At 51.6% G+C, this 13,428-nt stretch carries 10 protein-coding genes; 5 read left to right on the top strand and 5 right to left on the bottom strand.

The window, feature by feature from the left end; all coding sequences use genetic code 11:
- Positions 1-67 precede the first annotated feature (67 nt).
- Together sucC and sucD are read left to right on the top strand one after the other, a co-directional pair.
- Positions 68-1,234 carry an ADP-forming succinate--CoA ligase subunit beta gene (sucC, locus tag AC5M9B_RS05520; RefSeq protein WP_070496245.1) on the top strand — a complete coding sequence of 389 codons (1,167 nt, stop codon included), beginning with the start codon at positions 68-70 and terminating at the stop codon, positions 1,232-1,234.
- A 10-nt stretch (positions 1,235-1,244) separates the two neighbouring features.
- On the top strand, positions 1,245-2,135 hold the full coding sequence (gene sucD, locus AC5M9B_RS05515; protein WP_003745608.1) for a succinate--CoA ligase subunit alpha: 891 nt from the start codon (positions 1,245-1,247) through the stop codon (positions 2,133-2,135).
- A gap of 186 nt (positions 2,136-2,321) precedes the next feature.
- On the opposite strand, the gene AC5M9B_RS05510 is transcribed toward sucD, so the two are convergent.
- The 3 genes from AC5M9B_RS05510 to AC5M9B_RS05500 are packed head-to-tail and all read right to left on the bottom strand — an operon-like array spanning position 2,322 to position 8,519.
- Complete coding sequence (locus AC5M9B_RS05510) at positions 2,322-3,560, bottom strand: GIY-YIG nuclease family protein (RefSeq protein ID WP_487648351.1); 1,239 nt, start codon at positions 3,558-3,560, stop codon at positions 2,322-2,324.
- A 2-nt stretch (positions 3,561-3,562) separates the two neighbouring features.
- Positions 3,563-5,701 (bottom strand): DEAD/DEAH box helicase, encoded by a 2,139-nt coding sequence (locus AC5M9B_RS05505; protein WP_487648350.1) that lies wholly within the window; start codon positions 5,699-5,701, stop codon positions 3,563-3,565.
- Positions 5,702-5,747: 46 nt separating this feature from the next.
- A complete protein-coding gene (locus AC5M9B_RS05500; protein WP_487648349.1) occupies positions 5,748-8,519 on the bottom strand; it encodes a DNA methyltransferase in 2,772 nt (923 codons plus the stop codon).
- 393 nt (positions 8,520-8,912) lie between these two features.
- Between AC5M9B_RS05500 and AC5M9B_RS05495 the strand changes: the two genes are divergently transcribed.
- The 3 genes from AC5M9B_RS05495 to AC5M9B_RS05485 all read left to right on the top strand — a co-directional run bounded on the left by AC5M9B_RS05495 (position 8,913) and on the right by AC5M9B_RS05485 (position 10,149).
- The gene (locus AC5M9B_RS05495; protein ID WP_009312039.1) at positions 8,913-9,347 is read left to right on the top strand and encodes an ElaB/YgaM/YqjD family protein; all 435 of its coding nucleotides are present in this window, start codon (positions 8,913-8,915) and stop codon (positions 9,345-9,347) included.
- Between the two features lie 141 nt (positions 9,348-9,488).
- Positions 9,489-9,887 (top strand): phage holin family protein, encoded by a 399-nt coding sequence (locus AC5M9B_RS05490; protein WP_487648348.1) that lies wholly within the window; start codon positions 9,489-9,491, stop codon positions 9,885-9,887.
- Positions 9,880-10,149 (top strand): hypothetical protein, encoded by a 270-nt coding sequence (locus AC5M9B_RS05485; protein ID WP_019270317.1) that lies wholly within the window; start codon positions 9,880-9,882, stop codon positions 10,147-10,149. The genes AC5M9B_RS05490 and AC5M9B_RS05485 overlap by 8 nt, the downstream gene beginning before the upstream one ends.
- A 709-nt stretch (positions 10,150-10,858) precedes the next feature.
- Here the strand turns inward: AC5M9B_RS05485 and AC5M9B_RS05480 are convergent.
- Together AC5M9B_RS05480 and oppC are read right to left on the bottom strand one after the other, a co-directional pair.
- The gene (locus tag AC5M9B_RS05480; RefSeq protein ID WP_487648347.1) at positions 10,859-12,463 is read right to left on the bottom strand and encodes an ABC transporter ATP-binding protein; all 1,605 of its coding nucleotides are present in this window, start codon (positions 12,461-12,463) and stop codon (positions 10,859-10,861) included.
- 22 nt (positions 12,464-12,485) lie between these two features.
- Complete coding sequence (gene oppC, locus AC5M9B_RS05475; RefSeq protein WP_049227068.1) at positions 12,486-13,394, bottom strand: oligopeptide ABC transporter permease OppC; 909 nt, start codon at positions 13,392-13,394, stop codon at positions 12,486-12,488.
- Positions 13,395-13,428: the final 34 nt, after the last annotated feature.

Here is a 13,428-nt window from a genome sequence, read left to right as displayed (position 1 = left end):
CTGAAACGCACGGGGTTGCCATTCAGAGGCAGTCTCAGGGCATTCCACTAATCTAAAGGAGAAATCCATGAATCTACACGAGTATCAGGCTAAAGAACTGCTGGCAAGCTACGGCTTGCCCGTGCAAGGCGGTATTTTGGCGCACAACGGCGAAGAAGCCGCAGCCGCTTACGACAAACTGGGCGGAAAATTTGCCGTCGTCAAAGCCCAAGTCCACGCAGGCGGACGCGGTAAAGCGGGCGGCGTAAAAGTCGTCAAAAGCCGTGAAGAAGCCAAAGAAGTGGCGGAAAGCCTGATTGGCACCAATCTGGTTACTTATCAAACCGATGCCAACGGTCAGCCGGTCAACAGCGTTTTGGTTTGCGAAGACATGTATCCGGTGCAAACCGAGCTGTATTTGGGCGCGGTGGTCGACCGTTCTACCCGTCGCATTACGTTCATGGCTTCGACCGAAGGCGGTGTGGAAATCGAAAAAGTTGCCGCCGAAACCCCTGAAAAAATCTTCAAAGTAACCGTTGACCCGCTGGTCGGTCTGCAACCTTGCCAAGCGCGTGAAGTGGCGTTCCAACTGGGCTTGAAAGACAAACAAATCAACGAGTTCGTCAAACTGATGACCGGCGCGTACAAAGCGTTTGTCGAAAACGACTTCGCCCTGTTTGAAGTGAACCCGCTGGCAGTTCGCGAAAACGGCGCGCTGGCCTGCGTGGACGGCAAAATCGGTATCGACAGCAACGCGCTCTACCGCCTGCCGAAAATTGCCGAATTGCGCGACAAATCCCAAGAAAACGAACGCGAGCTGAAAGCCTCCGAATTCGACCTGAACTACGTTGCGCTGGAAGGCAACATCGGCTGTATGGTGAACGGTGCCGGTTTGGCGATGGCGACCATGGACATCATCAAACTGAAAGGCGGCCAACCTGCCAACTTCCTCGACGTAGGCGGCGGCGCGACCAAAGAGCGCGTGGTTGAAGCGTTCAAACTGATTCTCGAAGACAAATCCGTCAAAGGCGTATTGATCAACATCTTCGGCGGTATCGTCCGTTGCGACATGATTGCGGAAGCCATCGTGGCAGCCGTTAAAGAAATCAACGTTGACGTGCCTGTCGTTGTCCGTTTGGAAGGCAACAACGCCGAACTCGGCGCGAAAATCCTGAACGAATCAGGTCTGAAACTGACTTCCGCCGACGGCCTGAATGACGCAGCCGAAAAAATTGTCGCAGCCGTAAACGCCTAAGGAGAAAAGAATGAGCGTATTGATTAATAAAGACACCAAAGTATTGGTTCAAGGTTTCACCGGTAAAAACGGTACTTTCCACTCCGAACAAGCTCTGGCTTACGGCACTAAAGTCGTCGGCGGCGTTACCCCGGGCAAAGGCGGTCAAACCCACCTGAACCTGCCCGTGTTCAATACCATGAAAGAAGCGGTTAAAGAAACCGGCGCGGACGCATCTGTAATTTACGTTCCCGCTCCGTTTGTACTGGATTCTATCGTTGAAGCCGTTGATTCCGGCGTAGGCTTGGTGGTTGTGATTACCGAAGGCGTACCGACTCTGGACATGCTCAAAGCCAAACGCTACTTGGAAACCAACGGCAACGGCACACGTTTGGTTGGTCCTAACTGCCCTGGCGTGATTACTCCGGGCGAGTGCAAAATCGGCATTATGCCGGGCCACATCCACACTCCGGGCCGCATCGGCATCATTTCCCGTTCCGGTACATTGACTTACGAAGCCGTGGCACAAACCACCAAACTGGGCTTGGGTCAATCAACCTGTATCGGTATCGGCGGCGACCCGATTCCGGGCATGAACCAAATCGACGCGCTGAAACTCTTCCAAGAAGACCCCGATACCGACGCCATCATCATGATCGGTGAAATCGGCGGTACTGCGGAAGAAGAAGCAGCCGAATATATCCAATCCAACGTAACCAAACCCGTCGTCGGTTACATCGCGGGTGTGACCGCTCCTAAAGGCAAACGCATGGGCCACGCCGGTGCGATTATCTCCGGCGGCAAAGGTACTGCGGAAGAAAAATTCGCCGCTTTCGAAAAAGCCGGCATCGCCTACACCCGCAGCCCTGCCGAATTGGGCAGCACCATGCTGGAAGTGTTGAAAGCAAAAGGCTTGGCGTAACAACGCCTAGTCTTTTTGACTGAAAAGCTGAAAGGTCGTCTGAAAACTTGGAAACAGGTTTTCAGACGACCTTTAATCTAATGGAAATATGGCAGATAAGGATATTTGTTCCGCAACTTAAATCAAAACTAATAGGATTCGCAACCTAAGGGCGCTGGTAGGAGGATTCCTACTTATAAAACTGTTTTATTTCATCAGTTTTTGAAAAATTTCCCCAGTTGTGTTGTCCATGCGGTATTGGTTAATTGTACCGTTGACAATGTATTCGGCGGCTTTTTCAATAACATCCAATCTGACATCAAACCATTCGTTTGGGATGTAACTTTTCCCGTCTTTTCCCATCAGGCGGATATTCAGTTTTTGTGCAGCAAAGAAGGCGTGTAATAAACGTTCGAACGTATGTGGATTGATATTTCGGCATTCAAAAGACAATACAGGGACAACTTTGCTTTCCAAGAAAGCAGTATCGTTTTCCGAATTAGCGATTCTGGTTTCTACCGTATCCGTAGTGAAGCCTATTTTATAGAGATTTTTATAGGCGGCAAGCTGCGGTTTGGGTTGAAGCAGTTTGACGATATAAAGCTGTCCAGTTACCAAATCCGGCTGATTATCGGCGGTCAAAATATCCGGCAGGGCTTCAGTATCGGCCAGCATAACCTTTTTACCGTTTTCATCTTTATAGACAGCGCGGGCGAGTGAACGGGTCAGGATGTTGGATTCCGTCCCGTTTTCATAAATAACGCGCAACCGTCTGTTTCCTCTTGTACTTTTCCTGTCTTCCGTCTCTGCAAAATCAGCGACATAACACAAAGCCCCGTGTAATAGGAATACATCGCCCGGTTGCAGGAAGGTTTCCGTTTTTAGGCGTTCGAAGTGGGCTTCGCCGTGTTTGAGCATATGGTGGATTTGCTTAAACCAAGCTTCAAACCGCCAAAAATCTATACACGGTTTTCGTACTGCATTGTTTTCATCCTCATAGGGAGATCCATTTGCTGCCCGCTGCGGGATATGTTCCATCCGGAAAATATCCGTATTTCCTATATCAAGCAGATTCAAATCGTCGCTGTTGAAGATATCTTCCAGCGTAACCACATTTTCTGCTTTAGAGCGTTCCGTTTTTTCAGACGGCCTCAGCAGATTGAGCGTATCGTGTTGTCGGAGGGTTTCACAATGCTGTTTGTTGTTCAGCAAGGCTTGCCATTTCCTATCTAAAATTTTCTCATCCAAATTGCCATCATTGTTCGGCAAACGTCCATGTCGTCTGAAAAACGATTCGACTTCTTTGAATGTTTGCAAAACCATTGCATTTTCATCGGCTTTGGGTGCAATCGGTTTGACATCGGCAAGCAGGCCTAAATCATCGTGATTGAAAATATCGTCCAAGCTGATGATTATGGAATCAACGCGCATACCTTTTAGCAACATATTCAGCCCCTTGCCATACGTTCCGCTTTTTGGCGGCGGATATAGATTAAGGCCTCGCCCATGCGTTTTTCCAAGGGGTCGTCTGAATCCTTGTCAGGCATCCGATTGTTGTTGCGGACAAATTCATTGATGCGCGGCCACAGCATAGCGGCTTCATCTTCCGTCATTTGAATGCGGTCTGCCTGCACATAATCCTGAATCGCTTTCAACAGCGGCGCGTCCACATTTTTGGACAAAACTTCATATGCGTCCCTGAAAGGATTGACTTCGCGGATTAAATCCACATTCAACCTGTCCACATTGATAAATTTTTCGCCGACTTTGATAAAACGGTTGTCAGCAGTTTTGACTTCGCCTGTTTGCGGATTTTTGATTTGCGCGTTGTCAGGCAAATCGCGTTCCCTGACGGTTTCTTCGGCAGAATAAGTCTGCCCCGCTTCTTGCAACTTAACCGTATCGACAAAAAAATCTCCTTGTTTGACATAGGTTTTTTCATCCTCGATAAGCGCGTTATCAGGTAAATCCTTGCCGTCTTTTATGCCGCCGCCCTGGGTTGCCGCCATTTTGGCCAGTGTCCCTTGCACAACTTGGTCTTGCTCTTCTGCTGACAGCTCGGGATAACGGTGGGCAACAATTTTCGGCAGCGCGGTTTCATTGATGGCAGAAGCAGGCGTGTCTTCCTGAATATAGCGTTTGGCATTTTTCGTATCCCGCATCAATGCAGCGATAAGGTCGTCTGAATCCTTATTCAGAATATCAATGACTCTTTTAGAGGCGGGCAGTGTCGTATCGTCGACAACTACATCACCAGGATTAGGCTTTTCACCTGGTTTCATATCCGAACGGCGGCGGAAAGTGATATTGGGCGCCAATACCTGCTCCATCAGCAGCGACAGCGTAATCGCCTTCAAAAGATTATTGACCGACACTTGGACATCTTCATCTGCCGCATCGGGCTGCGCAATCAGATTGGTAAATTGAGCATGCGTTTTCCCCTCACAATCTCGGGTGGCGCGACCGATGATTTGGACGACTTCCGTCATCGAGCTGCGGTAGCCTATGGTCAGCACATGCTCGCAATAGGGCCAGTCGAAACCCTCCTTCGCCATACCCAGCGCAACAATAATATCCATATCATCGCGCGATTTGATATTGCGTAAATATGCCTGAATTAAAGAACGGTCGGATGTTTTACGGTCGTCCACCAAGTCTGCCAGTTTCAGCAGCCTGCCATCATACGCTTTGACCGTGATGATGCCTGTTTCACGGTCTTTTTCCACAAATTCGCCCAATGTGTCGATGATGTGGTCGACTGCCGAATACTTATCGACCGCCGCTTCGCCCGAATTGACGTTGGGAATATGGATAATCGTCTTTTTCGACGGATCGAGCACTTCACCCAAAGCATCAAGATAGCGGCCTTGGTAGAAATGGTAGCCCAATCCCAGAGATTTCAAATATCGGTAGCCGTTGAGTTGTTCATAGTAGGTGTAGGTTACTTTTTCAAACTTGGTTTCGTCTTCTTCGCTCAAAATCGGTACGGCGTCGCCTCGGAAGTACGAGCCGGTCATGGCGATAATATGAGCCGAGGAATTGCTCATGATTTCGTCCAAGACTGCACCCAAACGGTTGTTGACTTCCGCAGAAACATGATGGAACTCGTCAATCGCCACCAGCGTGTCATTAAATGCCCCGACATCTGCGAGTTTGTCGAAAGCAAAGCGGAAAGTCGCATGGGTGCAGACCAAAACTTGGGCATTGCCGCGCATAAAGCGGATAAAGGCATCCACTTTGCCTTGGTCTTTATCGTCGCCGCTGCCGGTGCAGAGATTGTTTTCCGGCTTGACGCGCCAATCGGCAAAAAAGCCGTGTTTCGCCAATTCGGTATCGGCAAACGAGCCGCCGATGGACATTTCGGGGACGGCGATAATCGCTTTTTTGATGCCTTGATGGGCCAGCTTGTCCAGAGCCAAAAACATCAGCGCGCGGGATTTGCCTGAGGCGGGCGGCGCTTTGAGCAGCAAATATTGCGCGTCGCGTTTGGCAAACGCTTTGGCCTGCATTTCGCGCATGCCCATATTGTTTGGTTTGGTGCTGTTGCCGGTTTGTCCGTATTCGACGTGGAGCAGGGGGATAGTCAAGATATTTTCCTTTTAAAGACGGTGATGTCGGGGCAAAGATACCGTTTTACGGCGTGGTTTGGCCGTTGATGGCTTTTTCGTATAAGTCAAACAAAAATTCTACGCGCTCCATGCCGTCTGAAAAGGGTTTGGCGCGGTAGAGGCGGTCAACGGCGGCATCAAGGCGGAGATGGGCTTCTTTGAGCGGCGGCGGCATTTTGTCTGGATCGTAGAGCTGCGCGAGGGTTTGGTCGGGGTAGTCGGCGCGGATAAGCAGGATGTTTTCAGCAAGTGAAGTGATGTGCGCTTTTTGGGCTTCGCCGGCTTCGGGCCAAGGAAAATTGTTGTACACCAGTGTACCGGAATAGTTGTAATCACTTTTCAGACGACCTGTTACCACACGCATCCAATCATTGTGCATGGCTGAATTGAGGATACCAAATTCGTAGAGGCTGGCATTAGGAATCATTTGATTGCGATCGGTACTGATGACTTCGCTGTCAAAAAATGCCATCGGGACGTATTCGCGGCGCTCGGAGGATACACGGGGAACGAGGATGTAGTTTCCAGAAGTAGGATGGCGGATTTCATCAAACAAATGGGGGATGTCTGCTTTTTGAACGGTTGCAGCTTTTTTACTGGCAAGGCGGACAGCGCGTACGTTTTCTACCCTTTCGGCAACGAGGGGATGTTTTTCGGGCAGATTGTCAAGGTCTTCTTGGGTCAGGTCGGTCAGCCAGAGGCACCAACGTTGTTTGCCGTTGAGGAATTCGTCGGAACCGAGCAGTTTTTTAATCCATTTGGCAGACTGCGGCTCACGGGCGATGAGGCTGTCTTTTTCTTCTGTGGTCAGGATGAGGTTGCCGCCTTCGACGGGTTTGTTGCCGTAAACCATTTTGGAAACGTTGCATAAAGGCTGTTCACGGGCGGCAACCGCAAGATTGCTGCCTGCAATCAGATAGGGGCTGATGTTGGCAACACTTTGGCTGTGCCATTCCTTGTCGAGGAGTTTGTAGAGTTTGGGCTGCACATCGCTGAGGTTGAGACTGTTTTGCAGGTCGTCTGAAATGCGTACGGCTTCCAATCCGATGATGACGACGTGAACGGCGGCTTTGTCTTTGGCGTTGTTTGACCAAGGGAAGGTCTGGTAGGCGAAGACGATGCGGTTGCCCAATGCGAAGATGCCGGGCCAAAGGGTGGCGACTTGGTCTCCTTGGCTGATGGAATTGGTGGCGACAAGGGCGAGCTTGGCGCGGCTGGCGCGGATATATTGCGCACCCTTCCAAAACCAACAGGCAACGTAATCCAATACGCCGTATTTTTTCCAACCGTCAAAAACCATATCCATATCTTGGTTTTGCCCGTCGTCTCGCGAATTTGAGCCGCCAAAGGGAGGATTGCCGACGATATAGACTTCGTCTTCTGCGCGGTTGCTGCGGGGGCAGAAGGCCTCCCAGTCTTCGCGCAGGCTGTTGGCGGCCTTAATGTTGCCGCCGCTTTTGAGGGGCAGGGTGGGCAGGCTGTTGCCGATTTCGCTTTCGTGGGCAAGGTTCATCTGGTGTTCGGCAAGCCAGAGGGAAAGCATGGCGATTTCGTGGGCAAAGTCGTCCAGCTCGATGCCGTAAAACTGGTCGAGACGGATTCTGCTGTCGAATAGGGCGTTGCTGTCGATTTTTTTGACGGCCTTGAAGATTTCGATTTCGAGGCGGCGCAGCTCTTTGTAGGCGATAATCAGGAAATTGCCGCTGCCGCAGGCGGGATCGAAGATTTTGATGTTGCCCAGCCGCATGGAGAGGCCGTATAGGGCTTTCAGACGACCTTCATCGCTGGAAAAGCGTTTGAAGATGCCTTGGAATGCCGCCTGAAAGTCGTCAAGAAAGAGTGGCTTGATGACTTTCATGATGTTGGGGACGGAGGTGTAGTGCTGTCCGAGGCGGCTACGTTGGGCGGGATTAATGACGCTTTGGAACATGGAGCCGAAGATGTCGGGATTAATTTCGGACCAGTCGAGTTTGCCGCATTCGAGCAAGAGGCGGCGGGTGCGGGCATCGAAATCGGGAACGGGCTCGTCTGCTTGGAAAAGTCCGCCGTTGACATAGGGGAAATTTGCAAGATGGACGGGCAGGGCTTCGGAACGATTTTCAGGTGGCGTGTCGAGGGTTTGGAAAAGTGCAGTCAGGACTTCGTCTGTATTTTCGCCGGTTTTGTGCGTATGGCTTTCGATGAGTTTGGTAAAGCCGTCTTTAGGGAAGATTTTGGTGTCTTCGGCAAAAAAGCAGAAGAGCAGGCGGGTCAGGAAGACATTGAGGGCATGGATGTCTTCGGGTTTTTCAAGATGGTTGGTGCGGCGGATATGATCGAAAAGACGCCCCATTTTTTCGGCGGCTTTGGTGTCGGCGGGATTTTCTTCAAATCCGCTGCTTTTTTCCAAGCCTGCAAGGGGAAGGAAAAAGCCGTAGTTCTGAGCCAAATCGGTGTAGGCACATTCGAGATAGTCATCGGCCTTAGTGTCATAGGCGGCGATGTTTTGAAAATCGGTTACGATAAAGAAGCGGATTTTGTTTTTGCCGGCGGAAGGTGATTGTTTCAGGGTTTGCAGGATGTCGTAAATGTCTGCCCCGGGGTCGGCAGGTTTGAAATAGAGTTTGCGGCTGAGGGCAATTTCGCCGAGTAAAGGCATATCGGCAACGTTGGTGCCGGGAGTTTGGTTTTGCAGTTTGGTGATGGTGGCTTTCGGGGTATCGAACAGGCGAAGGAAGCCGTAGATGAAGTTTGCTTTGTCTTCCGATTGTACGAGCTTGGCAAGACCGTCAAAGAGTTTGGTGGGATTGATTGCCATGATCGTGATACCTTTGTTAAGAATTTGTAAGATTCGAAATTATATCTGTTTTTATTGAGAAAGAATATTAGGATAGACAGGTAAAAGGTATTGCAAAAGGTCGTCTGAAATGTTTCAGATTGTCTTGGTGGTATTTTTAAGGATGGGATGGTGTGGGTGTTCTTGCTCTTTCTTTGATTTTCGTTATTTTTGGGTAGAGGGATGGTTTATGTTGAGGAGCCAAAAATTTGGAAACAGGTTTTCAGACGACCTTTTTATCTCCCGCGTCAATCTTTACATGTTTTCAAACCACCTTTAGCCGAATTGACTTGAGCAGAAGTGTAAAGGGGTTATAATCAGTTAACAGATGAACAATCTGTTATTTCAACGGTAAGGAACATCAAGGAGAAGGTAATGAAAAAACATGATTTTGAATCCCGCAAAGAAGCTTTGTTGAAAGACATTCAAGATGTAATGAACGATGTCGAAGAACTGTACACCAAAGGCGTGGAAGCCGGTTCGGAAGAAGGTAAAAAAGCCAAAGCCAAATTGCAGGAAAAACTCGAAGCCGCCAAAGAGCGTTTATATCGTTTTGAAGACGAAGCGGGCGAGCGCATCAGACATCATGCTGACCGCGCACGCGAAAAATACGACGAATTTGAAGAATTGGCAGAAGAGCGTTTCCAAGAAGGCAAAAAACGCTTTGCCGAGTTTGGAGAAGAAGCGGGCGACCGCATCAAACGCGGCGCGCGTCAAGCCGATGCAGCCGTACACGACAAACCTTATTACGCAATGGGCTTTGCCGCATTGGCAGGCTTGGTCGTCGGCGTCTTGCTGAACCGCCGATAATCGGTCAAACAGGAATGCCGTCCGGACACGATTTCCCAAAGTCTTGTTCCGGCGGCGTTTGCTTATGAGGGGTGGCGAAGGTTTCAGACGACCCCAAAGCCTTCGGATTGTCCGTTTCGGAGCAATCAGGGAAATCGGAATATGGGTATCAGACAAAATATCGAACATACGAAAACGCTGCTGAATCAAGGTATTGATTTGCTTTTGCTGCGGTTGCAGATTTTGAATCTGGATTTGGCGGAGCAGGCGGAAAACGTGTTCCGCATCATCATATGGCTGGTCGTATCGGGCATCTTGCTGCTGATTGCATTCATCAGTCTGCTTTTCGGACTAAACCGCGTGTTGTCGGATACCGCAGCGATATGGGTATTCTTCGGGATTACCATCGTCAGCCTAATCGTCATTGCGGTCTTGTTCGGCAAAGTCGCAAAAGACTGGCGCAGCCAAAACAACCAAATCGCAGCAACCTTGCAGGACATTAAGGCAGACATTGCCTGTCTGCGCGGACAAGAAATGCAGGAAGGAGAGGACGATGAATAAAACGGAACGCGATGAGGCACGCGAACTGCTGCAACTGGAAGCCAAGCTGGTTCGCCTGAGAATCGAGGCATCGCATATGAAACAGCAAAAATGGAAAGAACAGGACGATCGCAAGTCAGATAAGCTGATGACGCTGCTGGACTTGGGTAGCGAACTGAACCGCACACGCCTCCTGTATAAAACGGCAGGACTTGCCATTCCCCGAAAATTCCGCTTAGGGGCGCTGTTGGCAGCGTTTGCATTGAAGGCTGCGATGAAGTAGATGGGATTAGAAAAAAGGTCGTCTGAAAGTTGGGTTTCAGACGACCTTTTGGTATTTTGGGGATTTATAGGCGAAGCCCACGCTACAGTTGTCAGAGTTGGGTCTGGGACGGTTTTTTTGTATTTGGGTGGTTTGCGGGTAAAGTACACGCTGCGTGGTTGCAGTTTGGTGGGTGAATATCCATATCCGACGGGATATTTGTTTGCCGTCATTCCCGTGCAGGCGGGAATCTACTCTTGAATTTCGGCAACTGTTTTTGAATATCTGTTTCTTAGGGTTTCCGATGGATTCCCGCCTGCGCGGGAATGACGGATGCTGGAGGAGATTATGGGTTGGATTGGTAAAGTTTGCGTTGAAATTTGCCGAAGTGAGTAAGGCTGTGGAGAGGTCGTCTGAAAAACTAGGTTTGTGTTTCAGACGACCTTTTGGTATTTGTGGGGTTCGTGGGCGAAGCCCACACTACGGGTTGTGTGATTTCAGCGGAGAACGGAGGAATGGAAGCTTCTGTTTGCATTCGTTATATTTTTGAAATATTGGAATGGGTCCTGCGATGTGGAAGCGGTAGCGTGGGCTTTGCACACAAATAATGGTTGTTTGAAATATAAAAAGGTCGTCTGAAACTGTATTTTTCAGTTTCAGACGACCTTTTGACGTTAGACAGGTTCGTGGGCGAAGCCCACGCCACATCTAGTTTTCAGACGACCTTGGGTCAGAGGTCGAAGGCGGCGTTGATGAGGCGTTTGGTGTAGTCTTTCTGCGGGTGGTGGAAGATTTGGTCTGCGCTGCCGTATTCGACGAGTTCTCCGTGCTGCATGACGGCGACGTTGTCGCTGACGGCGCGGACGACGGAGAGGTCGTGGCTGATGAAGATGTAGGTCAGTCCGTATTTGGTTTGGAGTCCGCGCAGCAGTTCGACGACTTTGATTTGGACGGAGCGGTCGAGGGCGGAGGTGGGTTCGTCGAGGAGGATGAACTTGGGCCGCAGGATGAGGGCGCGGGCGATGGCGATGCGTTGGCGTTGTCCGCCTGAAAATTCGTGCGGGTAGCGGTTGAGTGCGTCGGCAGGCAGGGAGACTTCGTCCAGGACTTTGAGGACGAGTTCGGTGCGTTGGGCTTTGGTCATTTCGGGGCGGTGGACGGTGAGACCTTCGCCTATGATTTCGCCGACGGTGAGGCGGGGGGAGAGTGAGCCGTAGGGGTCTTGGAAGACCATTTGGCGTTCGGCTTTGAGCTGGCGCGCGCGCTCGGGGGTGAGGGCGGCGAGGTCGCTGTTGTCGAAGTGTATGCTGCCTTGGTAGGGGAGCATTTGCATGATGGCTTTGCCGAGCGTGGATTTGCCGGAACCGGATTCTCCGACGATGCCGAGGGTTTCGCCTTGGCGGATGGCGAGGCTGATGTTTTTGACGGCGTGGAAGGTTTTGAGGGGTTTGCCGAAGAAGTTGTGTTTGAGGGTGAAGTGGACGTTGATGCCGTCGGCACGGATGAGCTCGGGCGGGTTGCCTTCTACGGGGTCTTTCATGCCTTTGGGGACGGAGTGGATGAGTTGGGCGGTGTAGGGGTGGGTCGGGTTGGAGAAAACTTGTTTGATTTTGCCGCGCTCGACGATTTCGCCGTCTTTCATGACGCAGACGGTTTCGGCGTAGTGTTCGGCGAGTCCGAGGTCGTGGGTGATGAAGATAATCGCCATGCCCATTTGTTTTTGGAGGTCGTGCAGGAGGTCAAGGATTTCTGCTTGAATGGTGACGTCGAGGGCGGTGGTGGGTTCGTCGGCGATGAGCAGGGCGGGGTCGTTGAGCAGCGCCATGGCGATCATGATGCGCTGGAGCTGGCCGCCTGAGAATTCGTGGGGGTATTGTTTCAGACGACGTTCTGCTTCGCGGATGCCGACGCGGTTGAGGAGGTCGAGGATGCGTTCGCGGGCGGCTTTGCGGGTGATGGTTTTGTTGTGGACGCGCAGGGCTTCTGTGAGCTGGGTGCCGATTTTCATGAAGGGGTTGAGCGAGGTCATGGGCTCTTGGAAGATGAAGCTGATGCGTCCGCCGCGCAGGCTGCGGAGGTTTTTTTCGTCTGCGTCGAGGATGGATGTGCCGTCGAAGGTGATGCGCGAGTTTTGTCCGTAGCGGGTGCTGTTTTCGGGCAGGAGGCGCATGAGGGACATGGCGGTAACGGATTTGCCTGAACCGGATTCGCCGACGAGGGCGAGGGTTTCGCCTTTAGCGACTTGGAAGCTGATGTTGCGCACGGCGTGGACGGTTTTGTCGTGGAGCTGGAAGCGGATGTCGAGGTTTTCGACGGTGAGCAATGGGGTGGTCATGGGTGTGTCCTCGTTGTGTGTGTCAGCGGTCTTTGGGGTCGAGTGCGTCGCGCAGGCCGTCGCCGATGAAGTTGAAGCAGAAGAGGGTGGCGACGAGGAAGAAGCAGGGGACGAGGAGCTGCCACGGGGCGGCTTCCATGGAGGCTGCGCCTTCTTGGAGCATAGAACCCCAACTGGTCTTGGGTTCTTGTACGCCCAATCCGAGGAAGCTGAGGAAGGATTCGAACATGATCATGCCGGGTACGAGCAAGGAGGCGTAAACCATGACGACGCCGAGTACGTTGGGGATGATGTGGCGGGTAACGATGCGGCGGCGGGATACGCCTGTGATGCGGGCGGCTTCGACGAATTCTTTGTGTTTGAGGCTGAGGGTTTGGCCGCGGACGATGCGGGCGACGTCCAGCCATGAGACGAGTCCGATGGCGACGAAGATGAGTAAGAGGTTGCGTCCGAAGAAGGTGGTCAACAGGATGACGAAAAACATAAACGGAAAGGCGTTGAGGATTTCGAGCAGGCGCATCATGACGGAGTCGAGTTTGCCGCCGAAAAAGCCTGCGAGTGCGCCGTAGAGCGTGCCGATGACGACGGCAACGAGTGCGCCTGCGATGCCGATGAGCAGGGAAATGCGTCCGCCGGCGGCGGCTCGGGTAAAGAGGTCGCGTCCGAGCAGGTCGGTGCCGAAGTAGTGGCGGGTGGCGAAGGAAGGCGGGATTTGCATGTTGTCCCAGTCGGTGTAGTCGTAGGTGTAGGCGCTGACCCAAGGGACGGCGATAACGAAGAGGATAATGGCGGCAAGGATGAAGACGCTGCACAGGGCGGCTTTGTTGTTGCTGAAACGCCGCCACGCGTCCTGCCACAGGCTGCGTCCGTGTACTTGTGCCTGTTCGGCTGCGTCTGCTATGGCGCGGGAATTTTTCTTGTTGAATAGCATGGTGTTCTCCGTTTTTTGTTCGGGGGTCGTCTGA

The sequence above is a fragment of the Neisseria flava genome, assembly GCF_982712965.1.
The sequence above is the reverse complement of the archived record's forward strand: the minus strand, read 5'-3'. Positions and strand labels throughout refer to the sequence as shown.

Bases quoted from the DNA above. Each gene is read 5' to 3' on its own strand.
- sucC (WP_070496245.1), top strand. From the start codon at position 68: ATGAATCTACACGAGTATCAGGCTAAAGAACTGCTGGCAAGCTACGGC.
- sucD (WP_003745608.1), top strand. From the start codon at position 1,245: ATGAGCGTATTGATTAATAAAGACACCAAAGTATTGGTTCAAGGTTTC.
- AC5M9B_RS05510 (WP_487648351.1), bottom strand. From the start codon at position 3,560: ATGTTGCTAAAAGGTATGCGCGTTGATTCCATAATCATCAGCTTGGAC.
- AC5M9B_RS05500 (WP_487648349.1), bottom strand. From the start codon at position 8,519: ATGGCAATCAATCCCACCAAACTCTTTGACGGTCTTGCCAAGCTCGTA.
- AC5M9B_RS05495 (WP_009312039.1), top strand. From the start codon at position 8,913: ATGAAAAAACATGATTTTGAATCCCGCAAAGAAGCTTTGTTGAAAGAC.
- AC5M9B_RS05490 (WP_487648348.1), top strand. From the start codon at position 9,489: ATGGGTATCAGACAAAATATCGAACATACGAAAACGCTGCTGAATCAA.
- AC5M9B_RS05485 (WP_019270317.1), top strand. From the start codon at position 9,880: ATGAATAAAACGGAACGCGATGAGGCACGCGAACTGCTGCAACTGGAA.
- AC5M9B_RS05480 (WP_487648347.1), bottom strand. From the start codon at position 12,463: ATGACCACCCCATTGCTCACCGTCGAAAACCTCGACATCCGCTTCCAG.
- oppC (WP_049227068.1), bottom strand. From the start codon at position 13,394: ATGCTATTCAACAAGAAAAATTCCCGCGCCATAGCAGACGCAGCCGAA.